The following is an 18669-nucleotide window of genomic DNA, read 5'->3' as shown; positions in this document are numbered from 1 at the left end:
ATGAAATTCATGCTTTTTTACTATATCACTGATTCTCTTTGATAATCAGTGATATCTCCTATTTTTTGATAAAGTTCTTCTACTGTCAATTGATGGTTATGAACAGCGAGAAGTTCTTTATCTGTCGCCCCAATCAATTCCACAAAAGTCACTTGACCATTTGGTGTCATGGTTGTTTTCAAATCGTTGTCAACAACAGTAATAAAACCCGTTAACATAGAAGTCTGTTTTATATCCACACCTTGTTTTTGTCCAGTATAGATATATTCATAAGGTCCAAAGACTTCTCCTTTTTGAAAAGTGATTCTAGCGAGTGTTTGAAGGATACCACAAATACCTTTGATTTCAGATTCCTCATCATCACTATAACCTTTCTTTAATTTCAAAGTAAATTCCATACCATACCCACTAATCTCTTGATTCTTAGATTCTTTCTCATAAAGTTCCGATAATCCAAAAGTCACAAAATGCCAATAGTCACCACCATCATAAATACTGATGCCATCTAATGGATCATTGCCACCTAATCTCCAACTCACCAACGTCCCATAATGCTTAGGATCTTTTTGATTAGGATATATCTTTTCACATACCTGAACAATTGCATCCCATCCTAATGTCGAAACATCTTTTGTTTCGACTTCTTTTTCTTTTTTGCTTTATCAAACAAACTCATAAAATCCCTCTTTTCTTCTTTTCACTATTATATCATACATCAAATAAAAAAAGCTCTATAAACCACGTGATTTAAAAGATTATATTATTACTTTTTGTTATTCAGCACTAATCAGCGTAAAGTTACATTGGTATGAAAATGGAAAGAATTTAAGCTTTGATGAACTAGTGACTTTTACTCAATCGATGCTTGCGACTGGATTGTTTGGTTTTATTGGCCAAGAATATATAAAAAATAAAACAGAGATAACAACATGAGTTGCATCTCTGTCAACAAACTACTTTATTCCAACTCAGGCTATGGTTCTCCGATTTCTAAATATAATATACCACATAACAATAATAAAATCAATGAACAGTAGTTTTGACTTTCGGTTTTTTGCATTCTTTTTTGAAGGGTATGTCTTGTTGTTTATTGTCATAACCCTTGTTTTCTTATCTATATCATCTTTTTTGTTTTTGTTCTCTTTTTATTGTAGCTGAAAAAGTGTCATTTTCATGACCTTTTTTATTATTTACTATATGTTCATTTTATAGTTTCAGTTGTAGCTGCCTGTATTCCTGCTTCTCTCTTATATTTTGAAACTCCTTGATTCCCTTTTGTGCATATTTTAATATTTCCTGTATCCCTTTACTGATCTGATAGCACCAGTAATATCTCTTTCCTTTAAGCGATTTGCTTCTCTCTATCATCTTTATGACCAGTAATTTCTTGTCTACTTTCTCTGCCAACAGTGTTATATGCCCTATATGCATCATCAATATCGTATTCAATACATTTATTGATTTCATTGTCCTTACTCTTATATTTTCAAAACCATACTGATTCTTTTTGAATCTGAATTTCTCCTCGATTCGCCACCTTGACATATATGCCCTCACTATCTTATGCACATCTCTTTTATTCCTGATCTCTCTATTCGTTAAAAGCATCATCGGTTTTTCTTCACTTAATCCATACACAATGACTAGATTTAATATCCTTCCCTTTTGTGATGGCAGTTCCACTCTCGTATGTGATACATAGACTTCACTATCTTCCTTAGAAAAATACATGTTCATCTTAATCTTGCCTTTTCTTCTTTTGGCGATTTCTCCTACTTTCTTTGGCTTCCCTTTAAACAATAATGTTCTATTTTCTTTGAGTCTGATGATGAAATCATCTGCATTATGATTTTCATCTATGAAGTAATCATAAAATACATTGGCATCATATCCTCTGTCACATACAAATGTACATCTTTCAGGAATGAGAGATTTGACATATTTTATGCTCTTTATTGTTTCATCGTTCATTGACCTGAATCCTTCACTTTCAGTTGAATAGATATGGCTATACAAAGATATTGGATGATGTTGATCCTGTGTGAGGGCAGTTGCCTCACATACATGGTATCCAGGATAAATGTCATCCTTAAGTGAGGAAGCATCCCTGACCATACAAAGATCTTCAAATTTTCTTCCATATTTTTTGATGATTTCACTGTTATCAAGTAAAATGATCCTGTCTTCGCTAAGATGCTTGATAACCATATCATTATAATTGGATTTCATTTGGTTCATTGCTTCATCATCAAATTGAGCCAAATGATTGGATAATCTGTCAATTGTATAATTGAGCTTGATATTTTCATCAAGAGCTCTGGCAATATCGCTAAGTAGAACACTTTGACTTCTTGCAAGACCAAACATCATGTCCATGACAAACTTGGCAGCAGGTTTATCAAGACTGTCTGATAATTTATTAGAAAAATTGACAATTTCTCTTTTCGTTTCATATAGATCTGTGGTAAAATAACTCATGGAAAATCCCTCCTAAATTTTGTTTATTGATCTAAAATTATTATAACATTTAAGAGGCTGATTTTCCTTATAAATAAAGCAAAACAGGCAATTTGTGAATAACTTTTTACCTGTTTTTTATTTTTTTACCGAAACTCAAAACAGTAGTTTGTCATATATAAGTATGTTATAACATAGGATTTTTATTCTATGAAATGATAATATATATAAAATCCTCATTTAACCAATATTATGAAGTTATAGATTTGATAGCATTTCTCGTTTGACTGATGATTGTTTCTTCTTTTTCTTTTTTCCTGATAAACTTTTTGATATATTCTTTGCATTTGTAAATCAGTTAACGCTATGCGTTTGGCACATTCTTTCAATTCATCTTGAATATCCTTTGAAATTGCTCTTTTATTTTTATAAAGCAAATCATGTTCTAAACTTGCCCAACAATCCATCGCAATCGTTCTAAGTTGAATTTCTACTGGTATTTTCATTAAACCATTTTGACAATAGATAGATACTTCAACAACCAAATGTAAAGACTGATATCCACTTTCTTTAGGATAATCAATATAATTCACTGTCTTTAATAAATGAATATCTTCGTGCATGATAAACAATTGGGAAATATACTGAATATCATTGATATAATGACAAATGACTCTTAATCCTGCAATATCATAAAGTTTCTTTAATGAATCTAGCGTATTTGAATAATGTTTACGCTCTATCTTTTCTTCAATACTTTCAAGTGATTTTATTCTTGATTGAATCTGATGAATAGGACTATATCCATGTTCACACTTTAATTCATCATCAATGCCTTCAAGTTTTGCTTTTACTAAATTAACTGCACTACGATAAGGTTGCATATAGTCCCAATAATTTTTATAATCTTTAAATAATTTCATTTTTTTATCACCTATCATTATGATAGATGTCTAATTCAATAAAATCATCATGTAAAAATGTGAAATGTTGTGCTAATCCTTATTCAACATATAATCAGTAATATTTAAACCATTTTTCATGGCATATAAAACATTATCTTTATCTTCAATACAAGGAACTTTAGCTTCTAAAATAGCTCCAATATATCTTGAATCATCGTCTAAAATCATCGGCCAAAAGAAATAAAACTTGTTGCCATCACTGAAATGAAATTCAAAGTCCATTACATAAACATCGATAGCCATTGGCGCACCAATACCCATATACTTAAGATTAGTATAAATACATACTTTTGTAATATCTTCATAACGATAAAACTTCATAATATCTTTATCCTTATTCATTAATACTGCAATAAAATATTTAAGATTCGCTTTCAAGCCTTTAAATTGATAATAACGTATCCCTTCACTTAAAAACTCCACAGATTGATCTAAAGAATTATCCATCATCATTGCAAATGTTCTGGCGAATGCAGTGGCAATCATTAGCACAAACAATCCTAAAAAGAAACATATAAAGACAATAATTCGTACGATAATAGGATCAATCACTATTGATAACCATACTGTAAAAGCTGCTGATAATGCTAGAGAACTTCCTCCTGCCGCCAACATCTGTCTTTTGGCCCACGCTTTCGTTAATTTTCTTCCTAAAGATACAGCTTTGGTTGTTTTTTGATATCCAAGTTTCCAATTCTTTGTATTAACTTCTATATTTTCTAAACCTGGTATCAATGGTAAATCTTTATCACGGTAAGCATCTATAGCTTGTTTCATTTCTTTCATACTTTCTATTTGTTTTTCCAAATGAACCTGATTCACTTCTAAACATTCATGGAAATCTAAATCACCATTGATAATTGCTTTGACATCGTCTATAGAAATATTTAACCCTCTTAAAAACTTCACTAGCTTTAATGTTTGAACATCCTCATCACTATAATTACGATAACCATTACTATCTCTTTGAGGTGTAATCAAACCTTCTTTTTCATAATAACGAATCGTATGTTTAGATAGCTTTAATTCCTTTTCTAAATCACTTGTTTTCATAATCTATCCTTCCCTTCATCTTATCAAATATATTATAAATCTTGTTTATTTTCATTCATCATGTAATCTGTTATATTTAAACCATTTTTCATAGCATATAAAATGTGATCTTTATCTTCAATACATGAAACTTTAGCCTCTAAAATTGTCGCAATATATCTTGAATCATCATCTAAAATCATTGGATAGTAGAAATAAAACTTTTGTCCATCATGAAATTCAAATTCAAAATCAACAACATAATTTTCATATGCAATTGGTGAAACAAGTTTCATATATCGTTTTTGAGCAAACAATGAAACCTTACGAATATCTTCATAACGATAATGTTGCATAAATTTTTCATCTTTACCAAATAATACTGCAAAGAAATATCGAATATTCTTGATTGGATTTTTAAATTGATAATAGCGTATACCATCATCTAAAAACTCTATGGATTGATTTAAGGTTTGATCTAACATGGCTGAACTTGTACTCTTATAAGAAAAAGCTATAATAAACAGTTGCATAATTATAAACACAATGAAGTAAATCAAAACCTTCATCCATATTGGATAATCATCTGATATAAACCACATAGAAATAAGCAATGACATCAAAGCACCTACAATCATACCATAAACAATTTGTCTTTTAGCCCAAGATTTTGTAAGTTTTCTACCAATAGATACAGCTTTTGTTGTTTTTTGAAAACCTAATTTCCAGTTCTTTGTATTGACTTCTATATTTTCTAAAGCTGGAATCAAAGGCAAATCTTTATCATGATAGTTATCTATTGTCTTTTTGACTTCTTTCATGCTTTCTATTTGATTTTCTAAATGAATTTGATTGACTTTTAAACATTCATGAAAATCTAATTGCCCTTGAATAATCGCTTTGACATCATCAATAGAAATATTTAAACCTCTTAAAAACTTCACTAACTTTAATGTTTGAAGATCTTCCTCACTATAACGACGATAACCATTATCATCTCTTTGTGGTGTAATCAAACCTTCTTTTTCATAATAACGAATCGTATGCTTAGATAAACCTAATTCTTTTTCTAAATCACTTGTTTTCATATAAATCCTTCCTTTCTACAACCTCATTGAACACTATAGAGTCGCTCTACAGTCAAGAGTTTTTTTATTTTTATTGAATTTTTTTCACTTTTTCCATACTTATGATAAAATAATCTTATAAAACAAAGAAAGGAGAACAATTTATGAAAAAAATAATATTATGCTGTAAAGCTGGAGTGACTTCTAATATGTTTGCCTCTGCCTTAAAAGATGAAGCTTCTAAAATAGGAGTTGAAATCATTATATGGGCAACAACTGAAACAATGATTGAATATTCTATTGAACAGGCAGATATCATTTTAGTGACTCCTCAATTAAGAAGTTCAATTGGAAAATTTGAAGATCTCGCAAGACCTGAAACTCCAGTTATTTTAATTAGCGATGAAGATTTCACTCAATTCAATGCTAAAAAAGTTCTTGAAGAAGCATTAGCTCAAATTTAGAACTACAATTATTATATCATATTATAAAAATAACTACCTTGATTTTGAGGTAGCTATTTTTATTTAAAATCAACTTTCAAAGGACAACATAGCATTAAGTGATTACAAATCGTTATGATTATGTTAGGTTTTCTAACATTTATTGTGACATTCTTAAATGTTATAATAAAATTGCTTCTTATTATTATTGATAAAAGCATAAAAAAATAACTGCCTCTAGCCACGGAAAAGTTTAGGCAGTTATTTCGAACTTATAAATCCAAGGCTTAACCACTATATCAGTTGTTCCTTTTCATTTACATTATAAATCATGACTTCATTGAAGTCAATAAAATTTGCTAAAAGAATATTTTATAAAGAATCAGCCGGAAATATTATTCCTGCTTTTTTTCTAGCAATTGTTTGAATTTTACTGACAGTTAAACTATGTTCTAACATTTTATAACATCTTTCATAATCTTTATGTTGAAACATTTCTATAAAAGCTAACCATTCTTCATACATGACATGATGATTATGTCCATGAATATTGATTTGTGTTCCGTCATTTTTGATTAGTTTTATATCTTTAATTTGACTGACAGGACTTTCAATACATAAACTTCCCTGAGTGCCTTGTATAATATTAACAGAAGATGCTTGATAATCTTTTGCTGATACACAAACACATTGAAAATGAGGATAATGCATAATCAGAACACCTGATGTATCTATATGTTTTTCTATATGAGGATAATACAAAACATCTGTTGGTTCTCCAAATAATCCTACAATAAAATGAATTTGATAAATGTTAAGATCCATTAAAGCTCCACCTGATTTTTGATAATCAAAAACAGGTAAAACTTCCCCTTTAAAAAAGCATCATAACGTGATGAATATTGACAAAATTGACATGTTACAGTTTGAATATTACCTATATCATTCAAAATTTTTTTGATATAGACATATTGTGATAAGTACTGATTTGTAATCGCCTCCCATATCAACAAATGATTTTTTATAGCTAATGTTTGCAATGTTTTAGCTTCTTTATATGTTGAAGCCATTGGCTTTTCAATAATCACATGTTTTTGATGTTCTAATGCTTGTTTTGCATATTCATAATGAAGATGGTTTGGTAATGCTATATAAATAGTATCTACTTGTGAATCTTTTAATAAATCTTGATAATTGGTAGAATAACGTTGAAACCCATATTTTTTAGCCAACATTTTAAGTTTTTCTTCACTTCTTAATGTACCAGAAATATGAATACATTCTATATCTTTTAATTCATGAACAAAGGAAAGGAATTCCTTACAATCATGCCACTTCCAACAATTCCTAATTTCATCTTTTCACCTCTTTTGTGCAGATATCAACAACATCATTGGTCTACGTAATTCATCTTGCATACCTTCTATATCCATCATTTCTAAAGATGGTTGAGGTTCTATAACATTTAAAATTGTCAATCCATTTTAGATTAATGTTTCTAGATAAATCGTTAATGTGCGATGATATTTGATAACTTTTTGTAAAAAAATTTCTATTTCCATTATAAACCACAGCTACTTCAATATATTGATAAACCAATTGTGACAATTCCGACAACGGATTATGCCTATCATCGTTATTGATATGCGTGACTATGGAATGATGAAGTCATACTTTTGAAATTATTCTTTCCAGTTATATCTTTATTCAATATAATGCGCAAAGCGTTCTTCTAAATTCTTTTCATAATCTCTATTAAAATAACTTGCATAAATACAATCTAATAAATATTGTAAAGAAACACGTGATGAAAAGGAAGCAATCTTTTCTTCAGAATCTTCATATGGAGAAAAATACAAATGATAATCTACATCTTTAGCAAAATCTATTTCAATCATTGATGAAATCAAAATCATTGTGACTTCCTTTTTCTTAAGAACCTTGACTAATTCAGCCATCTGTGGTGTTCTGCCAGCATAGCTAATCAACATCACAACGTCCCCTTTTTGACATGAGTTTGCATACCAATGCTGATAATATCTTTCCGTAGCCACATCAATATGGATACCTATCTCTAACATATTCTGTTGAAAACACTCTCCACAAAATAGTTTCCAACAGATGGAAAGACCACAATGTGGTCGGCATTATATAAAGCTTGAACAACTTTTAAAAAACATCTAAATCAATCATTTCAATGGTTGATTGAATCGTTTGATTATATAATGCATACATCTTTTCCATTATTTGATAGTGAGTATCTTTCTTTTGAAATGGATAATTATAATCAACCTCTTTATCTTTACGTTAATAATTTTCTAATTGTAAAGAAATCTCAACTTTTAACTGATTAAAACCAGATAATCCTAATTTTTCAATAACTCTGTAAATGGCTGAAACAGACACATAACTCTTTTTTGCAATATATTGTACATCATATTGAACAATATCATGAGGATGATTTAATATATACTCAGCAAATACTTTTTCTCCTTCTGTAAAATGTTTTTCTTGTTTAATCTTAGTAAAAATATTCATCATTTTCACCTATTGTTTTGTCATTGTTTCATAATAACGTAATTTCTTATCAATATTATTTTGATAATCCAATCTAAAATAACAAGTATATAAACAATCTAGTAAATACAATAAAGATAAGCGTGTCGCAAAAGAAGAAATCTTATTATAGTGATCTTCATATGAACTCATATATAAAATATGCTGAGCATATTTTTCTAATGGATTTTCTAAAGTTGATGTGATTAAAATAATTGGTGTTTTATTTTTCTTTAATAAATGGGTAATATGTTCAGCTGAAGTTCCTCTTGCACCAAAAGAAATCACAATGGCGACATGTTTGGCATCACTACTTACCGCAAGTAAATTTTGTTGATAATCTTCAATAGGTACATTGACATAAATACCAATTTCTTGCATCTGAAATTTAAAATTTTGGGCAAAATAGATATTTCCAGCTGATGTATACACATCAATATACTGTGCTTTTTTAAGTAGACTGGCTGATAAACGTAATTGTTCTAAATCAAGCAAATTCAATGTTGAAGTGACTGTTTGTTGATAAACATCTTTTAATTTATGCGCAATCTGATACTGTGTTTCATTTTGCTTGATAGGATAATTATAATCAAAATCATCAGCTTCTTTTAAATAATCCTCAATCGAAGCTGATACTTGAAGTTTTAAATCTGATAATCCTGCAATGCCTAATTTATGACATAAACGATAGATTGTTGACATGGATACATAACATTCTTCAGCAATCTGAGAAGCATTATATTTAATAAAATCATCAGTATGTTGTTTCATATAATCAACAAGTATTTTTTCATTATCTGTTAAGTCAATCACTTGATCAAGTTTATTAAAAATGTTCATAAGCTTCACCTCATGAACATTATAATCAATATTTTATGAATATACAATTTATTTTATTTCTGGCATATATTTGTAAATAGATTTTGCAATACCATCTTCATCATTAGATAAAGTCACATCATCCGCAATCGCTTTTAAATCTTCCACAGCATTAGCCATAGCCACACCGATACCTGCATATTTGACCATTGAAGTATCATTATGCCCATCTCCAAAAGCCATCATTTCTTCTTGTTTATAACCCATTGGTTTTAAAACAATATCTAAAGCTTTGGCTTTATCAATACCCTTTGCTGTAAATTCAAAATAGAAAGGTCCTGTAAACATACAGCTTAATGTATCAATAAATGGTGCTTGCATCTCTTTGTAGTGTTCCTGTAAATATTCAGGGTCAGATGTTGTTAAAATTTTGTTTAATGGAAAATCAACAAAAGCAGCTAAATCATCCACTTCACATAATTTATATTTTCCACCACGAGATTCATATTCCATAACATTAAATGGTCCACCATTAAATTGAATGATGTTATCATAGACATTTGTGACATACATATATTCACCATGATCAATCATTGGACGAACACGATCAAATTTTTTCATATGTTCTAAAACAGCTTTGGCTTCTTCAATGCTTAAAGCTTGATTGAATAAAACTTCTTCGCTTTGGCAGTCCACAACTTTAGCTCCATTATAACAAACCAATAATCCATTATGTTTATCCATTTGTAATTCTTTTGATAAATCTCTTAAACCAGATGTTGGTCTACCAGATGCTAAAATTAAGATTGCTCCTGCATCTTGTGCTTTTAATAATGCTTCTTTTGTTTCTGGTGTCACTACTTTTTGACTATTTGTGAGTGTCCCATCTACATCCATAATAATCACTTTTATTGTCATATCATTTTCCTCCTCATATGATTTTATTTTATCATTTTTTTATAGTGACACAAGAAAACAAACACAAGATGAAAAAAACGTATCATAACTTTTTAAAATGACTATCTTTTCAAGAAAATTTTTATCAAATCAATAACTTGTTTTTTTAGCCTTTTCCTTCCATAAATCAATATCAGCATTTATCTTTTGACAATATTGTTCCATTGTTTCAACTGCATCCTCACCAACAGGCAAATGTAATGGTGAGCATGAACTATTAACAACTTTTAACAACAATGCAGCTAATTTATCTGGATCACCCATTTGTTGATGTTGACGAGCATTTTCTACAAATTCAGTTTGCTATCTGATTACATCATAATCACAAACATGTTGATCAACCTCTGTTTTCCAAACTCCTTGATCATAAAAACCAGTTCTAAACAAACCATGTGCTACATTTGTCACTTTTATGCCAAAGGGTTCAACTTCAAATGCTAAAGAAGTTGAAAAACCTGTGACAGCAAACTTTGACGTATGATAGACAACTGGTCCAACACCATATCCAGCTGCTGAAGCTATATTAATAATATGCTCTTTTTGTTGTTTTCGCATTACGGGTAAAACAGCACGTGTTACTCTCATCATTCCAAATAAATTCACTTCAAATATTTGTTTAATCATTTCTTCACTTGTTTCTTCAAAATTTGTAATAACTGCAAATCCTGCATTATTTACAAGAATATCAATCTTTCCAAATTTCTCTATTGCTTTTGCTACCATTTCTTCATAAATCTTTTGATTTAGCCATGAAACATCTAACTTAAAAACCATCAATCTATCCAATAATTCTTCTGAAACTTCAATAGCTTTTACATCTCTTACTGTTGCTACAACACAGTCACCATTTTTTAAAGCACATTGAAGGATGGCTTTCCCTATTCCTTTACTTGCCCCTGTAATGAGCCAAACTTTTGTTTCTTGATTCATAAGCTTATAAAGGCAACTTTGCCAATTCTTCTTGAGTCCAATGTTCACCATTGGCTTTTCTAAAAAATTTATGTTGGCTATCAATAATACTGCAAGATCTTGCAAAGGAACAAATATCTGATGAACGAATATATAAATATTTTCCAGTAATATGTTGAGAGGTATCACTCGCTAAATACAGAACAACATCACTAATATGTTCAGCACTTTGATAACCATCTGTATATGGTAAACCATCTCCCATATCTACAAATTGTGTTGCTGAGGTATTTAATTTGGAAATAGCTGCAGGCATAATTGCATTCACACGAATGTGATCATTAGCCAATCCAACTGATAAATGTTGTGTAAATCCTAAGATTGCTGCTTTGATAGAACCATATAATAATTGCCAACCTTGTGCGCCTTCACCACCAAAAGCACTAGGTGAAGAAAAGTTAATAATACTTCCACCATTTCCTTGTTTTCTCATTTCCTTAACGGCTGCTTGGGTACAAGCAAAATGTCCTTTCATATGCACTTGATACAAAGAATCAAGCTGTTCCTCCGTTGCTTCTTCAATCAATCCACCAATATGATTTCCTGCAGTATTCACAAGAATATCAATTTTTCCAAAATGATCAATACATGTCTGAATAATATTTTTTCCACCTTCCATAGTTGCTACACTATCATAATTTGCTACCGCCTGACCACCATTTTCAACAATTTGTTGAACAACAGTATCAGCCATCTTTGTCCCATCTTCATATTGTGCAAAATCATTCACAACAACACTTGCACCTTCACTAGCAAATGCCAATGCAATGGCACGACCAATTCCACAATCTCCACCTGCTCCAGTCACAACAGCTGCTTTTCCTTTTAATAATTGTCCCATCTGAAATTCCTCCTTGTGATTTCTTCTCATTTTAATATATCAAATTTATTTTTTTACTCATAGGGACACTTTATAAAATCGTAACCCTCATTGTCTTTATCTTTTGATAGTGATAAGATAATTTCAAAGAGGTGTTAAAAATGGAAATTAAGGATACAAAAACATTATTATCTCAGTCACTTATGTCTTTACTTCAAACAAAGAAATTAGATCAAATTCGTGTTTATGAAATATGTCAAGAATGTGGTTTAAGTAAAAAAGCCTTTTATTATCATTTTCAAGATAAATATGATTTAGCAACCTATATGACCAATGAAATCGAATCTGAAAATATCAAAGATTTTTTATATACAGATAGCATTTATAAAGATATTTGTTTAGGAAATCCCTTATTATTGCATGTTGTAGAGGGATCTGAAGAATTATTAAGTAAAAGAGTTCAATTATGGTTAAAACAATATCCACCTATCATTGGGTATCATATGTTTATTCATTGTCATGATAAAAATAATCCTAATAATTATCGCCATGAATGTGAATGCATAGGAAGAAAGAAATTGCTTGAAGACATTTTCCAAAAACTTCATCTTCAAATGGATGATAAATTCATTGATTTAGCTGTTACTTCTCTTACAAGTATTGCAGATTATTATTATAGTCGTTGGAATTATCAAAATGATTATAATGAAACCGAAGGCAATGAACTCATTATAACATCCATTAATATGTTAAATTTTTGGATTCAAACAGCTAAAAGAAAAGATCAATCTTGTTTAGATTAATCTATAAAACTCAGTTCTTATTGAAGTATTCAGCAATCTTTCAATGTGTATAAGTACTATTTTCAATCTTTGTCTTGGTAACCTTTGAATGAATGAAAGTGATATTTATAAAATATGAGGCTCATTAAAAATAGTCCTTTTTGAAGGACTATAAATATTCAAATACATCTAATAATGTATCAATACATGTAATTTCAGGATCATCTATATCCTTATGTCCAATTAAGAAAGCTCTCATACCAACACTTTTCGCTGATTGCATATCTTTATTATAACTATCACCAATATAAACAGCTTCATCAGCTTTCAATTTTGTGATTTCTAATGCTTTTTCAAACATTTCTTTCGCTGGTTTATAATAATGTGTGGTTTCACTTGATATAATAGCTTTTGGTTCAAGTTCTAAGTTTTTCATACTTTCTTCAACATAAGTCAAATCATTATTTGTAATAATATAAATAGGTAAAGGACATTGTTCAAAGAAATCATAAGAATCATCATAAGCAGGTGTATGAATCCAATGTTGAACAAGCAAGTCACAATATTGACGACTATCTCCTTCTAATCCTATTTCATCTTTAATCTTTTCAAATGCTTCTAAAGCTATATCATATTCTTTTTTATAATTTTCTCCATTATATTGAGCAATCAATTCATCATGTTTTTGATACCATAATTCCCCAATCTTTTGAGCATCTTTCTCTTTGGAATTTTCAACACATACATCCATTAATTTTGTTAACCATTCACTTTGTTCATATACCAATGTTCCCATATGATCAATAAATATCGCCTTTAACATGTTGACCCTCCTATCAATTCATTTGGTTTATCAATTGTACAAATCTTTTGCAATTTGATACGTGTTGCTTCTACGATTTGTGGATCACAGATACGACCCTGTGATGGACAAACAGATACACAACGCATACATGAAATACAGTTTTCATCTGTTGAATCTAAATGCAAAAGATCAATAGCTCCCACTGGACAAAGTTTAGCACATATTCCACATTTTGTACACTGAGAAGTCACTGTTGGTTTCAAACCACCTTTAAATTCTTTATATGGTTTATGGCCAGGAACATCAATAGGATGGAGATTATTTTGGAGTTGATTAACAAGTTCTTGAATCTGTTGATAATCTTGTTGATTGGGTCTACCTTTCGCATATTCGTGCACAATAGAATGTTCACAAACCACAGCCATTGCCCCAACACATACAAAATCTAATGATTCAAGTGTATCTTTTAATTCAAGAAATGTATCATCATAATGTCTATTACCATATGTCACCACAAGAATAACTGGCGTTTGATGTCCTTTTAATAATTGTAGTCTTTGAATTGCAATTGTTGGTACTCTTCCACCAAAAGAAGGAACACCGACAATACATAATTCATCCTGTTGAAATTCATGCGATGAAAAATCTCGTTTTGATAAATCATATTCTAATAAAGGTTCTTCCCATTGTTCACCTATAAATCGAACAACTTTTTGTGTACTTCCTGTTCCACTAAAATATATCAAATGTATAGCCATATCTAAGCCCCCTAGGACTATTTTATCATATTTCTTTCAACATTCCATAATCAAATCAATAAAAACATATTTATTGCTGTGTTTGATGAAGATAAACTTCCGTTCCCCACTTTCCTAATGACTCTAAAGCAGGTGTTAAGTTTTGACCTAACTTGGATAATGAGTATTCAACATGTGGTGGAATTTCCTCAAATTGCTTTCTCATAACAATACCATCTTTTTCAAGTTCTTGTAAATTTTTTGAAAGCATAATAGCTGAAATATCTCCAACTTTTCTTTGAAGTTCATTAAAGCGAATAGTCTTTTCTTGGGATAATACATAAATGATATATAATTTCCATTTTCCTGATAAAACTGTTAATGCATATTTGACTGGACAATCTTTCATAATAAGCCTCCTTTACACTAAGAAAAATTTCAGTACTTGTATTTATTTTATTGATAAGCTAATATTACTACGTCAAACCAAATAAGTAAAGAAAGAGAGGTTTTTATATGAAAACATTAGACACAATTCAAAAAAGAAAAAGTCCAGAAACTTTTTTATCCACACCGATTTCTACAAATGATATGCAAACAATTGTTGAAGCTGGACTCTATGCACCAATTTTTGGAAAAATTCATTTTACAGTCATCAATGACAAAGAAATGATAAATAAAATCAATATTGTCACTTTAGAAATGATGAAAAATTCTGGAAATGAATTTGCTAAAGCGATGGCAAATCAGCCAGGGTATAATGCTACCAGAAATGCACCTACTGTTGTTGTTTTATCAGCACTTGGAGGCAATGATGAAAATGGATTTAATATGGCAAATGTTTCATGTGCAGCCCAAAATATGTTATTAGCGGCTACTGAACTAGGAATAGGTTCAAGATTTGCCATGGGACCTATTATGGCTTTTAGCCAAGAATCTATTCTTCAAATGTTGCATTTACCTGATGGTTACACACCCCTTGTCATGGTTTTATTAGGAAATATTGATGATTCATTTGAGAAACGCCATAAAGAAGCTGATAATATTTCTTATATTGATGCGCAATTGTAAGTGAAAAGCTGTAGGAAATAACTTTAAAAGTTATTCCTTACAGCCTTATTTTTTGTATTTATAATTGTATGCTGCTGTAACGAAACCTTGAAAAATAGGTTCACTACGATTAGGTCTTGAAGCAAATTCAGGATGGAATTGACAAGCCACAAAATAAGGATGATCTTTTAACTCAACAATTTCCACTAAATTTCTTTCTGGATTAATACCTGATACAGTTAAACCATGTTCTTCTAACATTTCTCGATATTTATTATTAAATTCATAACGATGTCTATGTCTTTGTTGAATCATATCTTGATTATATAATTCATGAACTTTTGTACCTGGAAGCAATTGACAATCATAATTTCCTAATCTTTGTGTACCACCCATATCATCTAGTGTCTGATCACTCATTAAATGAATTAAAGGTGTTTCACACATATCATCAAATTCTACTGAATTAACATCTGGCAACTGACATACATTTCTCGCAAATTCAATTGAAGCCAATTGCATACCTAAACAAATACCTAAAAATGGAATCTTTTGTTCTCTTGCATAACGAATCGCTTTAATCATACCTTCAATACCACGTTGTCCAAAACCTCCAGGAACTAAAATACCATCTGCTCCTGCAAGCATTTCAGCCACATTGTCATCATGAATTTCTTCAGCATTTACCCATTCAATATGCACAACACTGTTTTCATAATATCCAGCATGACGTAAAGCTTCATTCACTGATAAATAAGCATCAGGTAATTGTACATATTTACCAACCATTTTGATTGTTAATTCTTTGTTTAAGCCTTTGACACGTTGAATTAATTCTTGCCATTCTTGCATATTCGCTTTTGGTGCTTCTAATCTTAAATGATCTAATACTAAATCATCCATATGTTGATCCAATAACATCATTGGTAATTCATACAAAACATCAACATCATAGTTTGAAATAACAGCTTCTGTTGGTACATTACAGAATAAAGAAATCTTTTCTTTTAATTCCTGATCAATATGTTTCTCACTACGACAAACAATAATATCTGGTTGAATCCCATAACCTCTTAATTCTTTAACACTATGTTGTGTTGGTTTGGTTTTCACTTCATGACTGGCACCAATATAAGGTAATAATGTTGTATGTATATAAAGAGTGTTTTTATATCCCAAGTCCAAACGTACTTGTCTAATGGCTTCAATAAACGGTAAACTTTCAATATCTCCAACCGTTCCACCGATTTCAGTAATCACAATATCAGCTTGACTACTTTTGGCAGCTGCATAAATTTTTGCTTTAATTTCATTAGTGATATGAGGTACAACTTGTACTGTTGCGCCTAAATAATCACCACGACGTTCTTTAGAAATCACATCGCTATATATTCTTCCTGTTGTAATTGATGAGCTGCGATTTAATTCTTCATCAATAAAACGTTCATAATGTCCTAAGTCTAAATCTGTTTCTGCCCCATCAGCAGTCACAAAAACTTCCCCATGTTGGAATGGTGACATTGTTCCTGGATCTACATTAATATAAGGATCTAATTTTTGCATAAATACTTTTAATCCACGTTGTTTTAACAATCTTCCTAAAGATGCAGCTGTTAATCCTTTTCCAAGTCCTGAAACAACTCCACCTGTTACAAATATAAATTTTGCCATCGTTTTCATCTCCTTTAATTTCAAATAAAAAAGCGCTCTGACGGAAAGCCAGAGTGCCCTTTCTTATTCTAACAAAAAAGAATTATCGTTTCAATCATTTTTTATTATTTATTCAATTCCATATTCTATCAATGAATCAGCTAATGTTTCTAGTATATAAATAACAGGAACTTGTGTCGCTGAACTATAAAAATATTGATTACGATCACTTGGCACATAATAACAAATAGCTAAATCAGCCATTTTAGCTGCAGATGAAGACGCACTATTAGCAATCACGATTACACGAATACCATCATTTTTCAACGCAATAATACGTTCTATAATCTTATCTGTTTCTCCTGATACCGTTAAAACAATGGCACAATCATTTTTATCATAAATATTCGTACGCATACTAAAATCATCACAAACTGCACTTCTTTTTCCCTTACGATTAAATAAGTAACTGGCAAACTTAGCAATGGCTCCTGAAATGCCTATACCAAAAATAAAACTTCTTGACTTTTGACAATCATTTGCACAGCCTGATTTATTGTTTCATCAAATTCTTTATTATCTACTTTTTGAAAATAATCTAAAATATAATTTAATTTATTTTCTTTATGATGTAAATGATTTTTATTTTCCATTTTAATAGCTGTTTTCCACTCTACAAAACCATCAAAACCAATCTTTTGGGCTGTACGTGTGACCATGGATGGTGAGACATGAATCACATCTGCTACATCCTTTAATTTCATTCTCACAACCTCATCACGATGAGCTTCAACATAATGATAAATCGCCATTTCTAAATCATTGAGTGTATTCAATTTTTCAATTGTAATCATCAAATCACCCCTTATAAAGAAAAAACTGAACCCTTAAGTTCAGTTTAAATAAGTTTTAAGAAAGTTTCAATTGTTTTTTACGTATTTTTTTATTCTTCTTCACTTCATATGCATATTGTGGTGATTTGATATCAACCACTAAAGTTTTTGCGACAATATCATGTAAAGATTTCTTAGATTGAAAAACAAACACACAAATCACAGAAATTAAACTAATAACTATACCAATATAAGCATACAATGAAGCAAAGTTAAATCCTGTCACAACATTAATCATTTGATGTAACATATTACTTGCAGTGTAAATACTTCCTTCAACCAATAAAATCATAATTCCTTGTCTTATAAGAAGTTGTTTAACAGTTATATCATCATAGTGATCACCAACGATTTTTAAGCCTAAGAATTTCTTACCTAAAGTTTGACCTTTTGTATAAAGTGGAATACCAATATAATAGAGTAAACTCACTGAAAAAGATAAGCACCCTGCAATCAACTGATAAGAGCCCTCAAAAATAGTAATCACTTGTGGTATGTATGAGGCATCTTCATGTAAAGACATATAAAGAAGGATAAGAGGAATAGATGCTAATGCACCTCCTAAATACCAATCAATAGCGTATGCGATAAATCTTTTGATATAACTCGTTGAATTTTTAGATTCATTTCTTAATTGATTAAAAAAGTTTTTCATTTGACATCTATT

Annotated in this window: 24 protein-coding genes; 3 read left to right on the top strand and 21 right to left on the bottom strand. The window is 30.3% G+C overall.

From position 1 onward, the window contains the following. Window positions 1-20: 20 nt before the first annotated feature. From NMU03_RS08255 to NMU03_RS08235, 5 genes are all read right to left on the bottom strand, one after another. On the bottom strand, window positions 21-539 hold the full coding sequence (locus NMU03_RS08255) for a suppressor of fused domain protein (RefSeq protein ID WP_290142170.1): 519 nt from the start codon (window positions 537-539) through the stop codon (window positions 21-23). Window positions 540-1206: 667 nt separating this feature from the next. Then, window positions 1207-2478, bottom strand: coding sequence for a transposase (locus NMU03_RS08250; protein WP_272595458.1), 1272 nt, complete (start codon window positions 2476-2478; stop codon window positions 1207-1209). 215 nt (window positions 2479-2693) lie between these two features. Then, window positions 2694-3380, bottom strand: a complete 687-nt coding sequence (locus tag NMU03_RS08245; protein ID WP_290142168.1) for a GTP pyrophosphokinase — start codon at window positions 3378-3380, stop codon at window positions 2694-2696. Window positions 3381-3452: 72 nt separating this feature from the next. After that, a complete protein-coding gene (locus NMU03_RS08240; protein WP_290142166.1) occupies window positions 3453-4475 on the bottom strand; it encodes a MerR family transcriptional regulator in 1023 nt (340 codons plus the stop codon). Between the two features lie 32 nt (window positions 4476-4507). Next, window positions 4508-5542, bottom strand: a complete 1035-nt coding sequence (locus NMU03_RS08235) for a MerR family transcriptional regulator (RefSeq protein ID WP_290142164.1) — start codon at window positions 5540-5542, stop codon at window positions 4508-4510. Window positions 5543-5685: 143 nt separating this feature from the next. On the opposite strand from NMU03_RS08235, the gene NMU03_RS08230 reads away from it, so the two are divergent. Further along, window positions 5686-5985, top strand: coding sequence for a PTS sugar transporter subunit IIB (locus NMU03_RS08230; RefSeq protein WP_290142162.1), 300 nt, complete (start codon window positions 5686-5688; stop codon window positions 5983-5985). Between the two features lie 351 nt (window positions 5986-6336). On the opposite strand, the gene NMU03_RS08225 is transcribed toward NMU03_RS08230, so the two are convergent. The 9 genes from NMU03_RS08225 to NMU03_RS08180 all read right to left on the bottom strand — a co-directional run bounded on the left by NMU03_RS08225 (window position 6337) and on the right by NMU03_RS08180 (window position 12106). Further along, entirely contained in the window at window positions 6337-6789 is a 453-nt protein-coding gene (locus NMU03_RS08225) for a hypothetical protein (protein WP_290142160.1), read from the bottom strand. After that, a complete protein-coding gene (locus NMU03_RS08220; RefSeq protein ID WP_290142158.1) occupies window positions 6789-7199 on the bottom strand; it encodes a Gfo/Idh/MocA family protein in 411 nt (136 codons plus the stop codon). Before NMU03_RS08220 ends, NMU03_RS08225 begins: the two co-directional genes overlap by 1 nt. A gap of 468 nt (window positions 7200-7667) precedes the next feature. After that, window positions 7668-8045: a MurR/RpiR family transcriptional regulator gene (locus tag NMU03_RS08210; protein WP_290142155.1), complete on the bottom strand. Its 378-nt coding sequence runs from the start codon at window positions 8043-8045 to the stop codon at window positions 7668-7670. A 226-nt stretch (window positions 8046-8271) separates the two neighbouring features. Further along, window positions 8272-8502, bottom strand: a complete 231-nt coding sequence (locus NMU03_RS08205) for a MurR/RpiR family transcriptional regulator (protein ID WP_290142154.1) — start codon at window positions 8500-8502, stop codon at window positions 8272-8274. A 9-nt stretch (window positions 8503-8511) separates the two neighbouring features. Continuing rightward, a complete protein-coding gene (locus NMU03_RS08200; protein WP_290142152.1) occupies window positions 8512-9360 on the bottom strand; it encodes a MurR/RpiR family transcriptional regulator in 849 nt (282 codons plus the stop codon). 48 nt (window positions 9361-9408) lie between these two features. Next, window positions 9409-10257 (bottom strand): Cof-type HAD-IIB family hydrolase, encoded by an 849-nt coding sequence (locus NMU03_RS08195; protein WP_290142150.1) that lies wholly within the window; start codon window positions 10255-10257, stop codon window positions 9409-9411. A 129-nt stretch (window positions 10258-10386) separates the two neighbouring features. Then, the gene (locus NMU03_RS08190; protein WP_290142148.1) at window positions 10387-10560 is read right to left on the bottom strand and encodes a hypothetical protein; all 174 of its coding nucleotides are present in this window, start codon (window positions 10558-10560) and stop codon (window positions 10387-10389) included. 39 nt (window positions 10561-10599) lie between these two features. After that, window positions 10600-11226, bottom strand: coding sequence for an SDR family NAD(P)-dependent oxidoreductase (locus NMU03_RS08185; RefSeq protein WP_290142147.1), 627 nt, complete (start codon window positions 11224-11226; stop codon window positions 10600-10602). A 4-nt stretch (window positions 11227-11230) separates the two neighbouring features. Next, the gene (locus NMU03_RS08180) at window positions 11231-12106 is read right to left on the bottom strand and encodes an SDR family NAD(P)-dependent oxidoreductase (protein ID WP_290142146.1); all 876 of its coding nucleotides are present in this window, start codon (window positions 12104-12106) and stop codon (window positions 11231-11233) included. A gap of 140 nt (window positions 12107-12246) precedes the next feature. On the opposite strand from NMU03_RS08180, the gene NMU03_RS08175 reads away from it, so the two are divergent. Continuing rightward, complete coding sequence (locus NMU03_RS08175; RefSeq protein WP_290142145.1) at window positions 12247-12888, top strand: TetR/AcrR family transcriptional regulator; 642 nt, start codon at window positions 12247-12249, stop codon at window positions 12886-12888. Window positions 12889-13036: 148 nt separating this feature from the next. Here the strand turns inward: NMU03_RS08175 and NMU03_RS08170 are convergent, their stop codons facing one another. The 3 genes from NMU03_RS08170 to NMU03_RS08160 all read right to left on the bottom strand — a co-directional run bounded on the left by NMU03_RS08170 (window position 13037) and on the right by NMU03_RS08160 (window position 14818). Next, the gene (locus NMU03_RS08170) at window positions 13037-13690 is read right to left on the bottom strand and encodes an HAD family hydrolase (RefSeq protein ID WP_290142143.1); all 654 of its coding nucleotides are present in this window, start codon (window positions 13688-13690) and stop codon (window positions 13037-13039) included. Next, on the bottom strand, window positions 13684-14430 hold the full coding sequence (locus NMU03_RS08165; protein WP_290142142.1) for a 4Fe-4S binding protein: 747 nt from the start codon (window positions 14428-14430) through the stop codon (window positions 13684-13686). The genes NMU03_RS08170 and NMU03_RS08165 overlap by 7 nt, the downstream gene beginning before the upstream one ends. Before the next feature lie 70 nt (window positions 14431-14500). Continuing rightward, a complete protein-coding gene (locus tag NMU03_RS08160) occupies window positions 14501-14818 on the bottom strand; it encodes a winged helix-turn-helix transcriptional regulator (RefSeq protein ID WP_290142140.1) in 318 nt (105 codons plus the stop codon). Window positions 14819-14925: 107 nt separating this feature from the next. Here NMU03_RS08160 and NMU03_RS08155 point away from each other — a divergent pair, with 107 nt between their 5' ends. Further along, on the top strand, window positions 14926-15480 hold the full coding sequence (locus tag NMU03_RS08155; RefSeq protein ID WP_290142138.1) for a nitroreductase family protein: 555 nt from the start codon (window positions 14926-14928) through the stop codon (window positions 15478-15480). A gap of 45 nt (window positions 15481-15525) precedes the next feature. Here NMU03_RS08155 and pyrG read toward each other — a convergent pair whose 3' ends face one another. The 4 genes from pyrG to NMU03_RS08135 all read right to left on the bottom strand — a co-directional run bounded on the left by pyrG (window position 15526) and on the right by NMU03_RS08135 (window position 18657). Next, window positions 15526-17130 carry a CTP synthase gene (gene pyrG / locus NMU03_RS08150; RefSeq protein ID WP_290142137.1) on the bottom strand — a complete coding sequence of 535 codons (1605 nt, stop codon included), beginning with the start codon at window positions 17128-17130 and terminating at the stop codon, window positions 15526-15528. Window positions 17131-17238: 108 nt separating this feature from the next. Beyond that, window positions 17239-17595 carry an SIS domain-containing protein gene (locus tag NMU03_RS08145; RefSeq protein ID WP_290142300.1) on the bottom strand — a complete coding sequence of 119 codons (357 nt, stop codon included), beginning with the start codon at window positions 17593-17595 and terminating at the stop codon, window positions 17239-17241. Between the two features lie 14 nt (window positions 17596-17609). Further along, window positions 17610-17963 (bottom strand): MurR/RpiR family transcriptional regulator, encoded by a 354-nt coding sequence (locus NMU03_RS08140; RefSeq protein WP_290142136.1) that lies wholly within the window; start codon window positions 17961-17963, stop codon window positions 17610-17612. Window positions 17964-18018: 55 nt separating this feature from the next. After that, a complete protein-coding gene (locus NMU03_RS08135) occupies window positions 18019-18657 on the bottom strand; it encodes an RDD family protein (RefSeq protein ID WP_290142135.1) in 639 nt (212 codons plus the stop codon). Window positions 18658-18669: the final 12 nt, after the last annotated feature.

The organism is Allocoprobacillus halotolerans (assembly GCF_024399475.1).
In the GTDB taxonomy this organism is placed as follows: Bacteria; Bacillota_I; Bacilli_A; order Erysipelotrichales; family Coprobacillaceae; genus Allocoprobacillus; species Allocoprobacillus halotolerans.
The sequence above is the reverse complement of the archived record's forward strand: the minus strand, read 5'-3'. Positions and strand labels throughout refer to the sequence as shown.

Excerpts from the sequence above, each read along its gene's own strand:
- NMU03_RS08250 (WP_272595458.1), bottom strand. The coding sequence starts at position 2,478 with ATGAGTTATTTTACCACAGATCTATATGAAACGAAAAGAGAAATTGTC.
- NMU03_RS08245 (WP_290142168.1), bottom strand. The coding sequence starts at position 3,380 with ATGAAATTATTTAAAGATTATAAAAATTATTGGGACTATATGCAACCT.
- NMU03_RS08240 (WP_290142166.1), bottom strand. The coding sequence starts at position 4,475 with ATGAAAACAAGTGATTTAGAAAAGGAATTAAAGCTATCTAAACATACG.
- NMU03_RS08235 (WP_290142164.1), bottom strand. The coding sequence starts at position 5,542 with ATGAAAACAAGTGATTTAGAAAAAGAATTAGGTTTATCTAAGCATACG.
- NMU03_RS08230 (WP_290142162.1), top strand. The coding sequence starts at position 5,686 with ATGAAAAAAATAATATTATGCTGTAAAGCTGGAGTGACTTCTAATATG.
- NMU03_RS08225 (WP_290142160.1), bottom strand. The coding sequence starts at position 6,789 with ATGGATCTTAACATTTATCAAATTCATTTTATTGTAGGATTATTTGGA.
- NMU03_RS08220 (WP_290142158.1), bottom strand. The coding sequence starts at position 7,199 with ATGTTGGCTAAAAAATATGGGTTTCAACGTTATTCTACCAATTATCAA.
- NMU03_RS08210 (WP_290142155.1), bottom strand. The coding sequence starts at position 8,045 with ATGTTAGAGATAGGTATCCATATTGATGTGGCTACGGAAAGATATTAT.
- NMU03_RS08205 (WP_290142154.1), bottom strand. The coding sequence starts at position 8,502 with ATGAATATTTTTACTAAGATTAAACAAGAAAAACATTTTACAGAAGGA.
- NMU03_RS08200 (WP_290142152.1), bottom strand. The coding sequence starts at position 9,360 with ATGAACATTTTTAATAAACTTGATCAAGTGATTGACTTAACAGATAAT.
- NMU03_RS08195 (WP_290142150.1), bottom strand. The coding sequence starts at position 10,257 with ATGACAATAAAAGTGATTATTATGGATGTAGATGGGACACTCACAAAT.
- NMU03_RS08190 (WP_290142148.1), bottom strand. The coding sequence starts at position 10,560 with ATGGGTGATCCAGATAAATTAGCTGCATTGTTGTTAAAAGTTGTTAAT.
- NMU03_RS08185 (WP_290142147.1), bottom strand. The coding sequence starts at position 11,226 with ATGAATCAAGAAACAAAAGTTTGGCTCATTACAGGGGCAAGTAAAGGA.
- NMU03_RS08180 (WP_290142146.1), bottom strand. The coding sequence starts at position 12,106 with ATGGGACAATTATTAAAAGGAAAAGCAGCTGTTGTGACTGGAGCAGGT.
- NMU03_RS08175 (WP_290142145.1), top strand. The coding sequence starts at position 12,247 with ATGGAAATTAAGGATACAAAAACATTATTATCTCAGTCACTTATGTCT.
- NMU03_RS08170 (WP_290142143.1), bottom strand. The coding sequence starts at position 13,690 with ATGTTAAAGGCGATATTTATTGATCATATGGGAACATTGGTATATGAA.
- NMU03_RS08165 (WP_290142142.1), bottom strand. The coding sequence starts at position 14,430 with ATGGCTATACATTTGATATATTTTAGTGGAACAGGAAGTACACAAAAA.
- NMU03_RS08160 (WP_290142140.1), bottom strand. The coding sequence starts at position 14,818 with ATGAAAGATTGTCCAGTCAAATATGCATTAACAGTTTTATCAGGAAAA.
- NMU03_RS08155 (WP_290142138.1), top strand. The coding sequence starts at position 14,926 with ATGAAAACATTAGACACAATTCAAAAAAGAAAAAGTCCAGAAACTTTT.
- pyrG (WP_290142137.1), bottom strand. The coding sequence starts at position 17,130 with ATGGCAAAATTTATATTTGTAACAGGTGGAGTTGTTTCAGGACTTGGA.
- NMU03_RS08140 (WP_290142136.1), bottom strand. The coding sequence starts at position 17,963 with ATGATTACAATTGAAAAATTGAATACACTCAATGATTTAGAAATGGCG.
- NMU03_RS08135 (WP_290142135.1), bottom strand. The coding sequence starts at position 18,657 with ATGAAAAACTTTTTTAATCAATTAAGAAATGAATCTAAAAATTCAACG.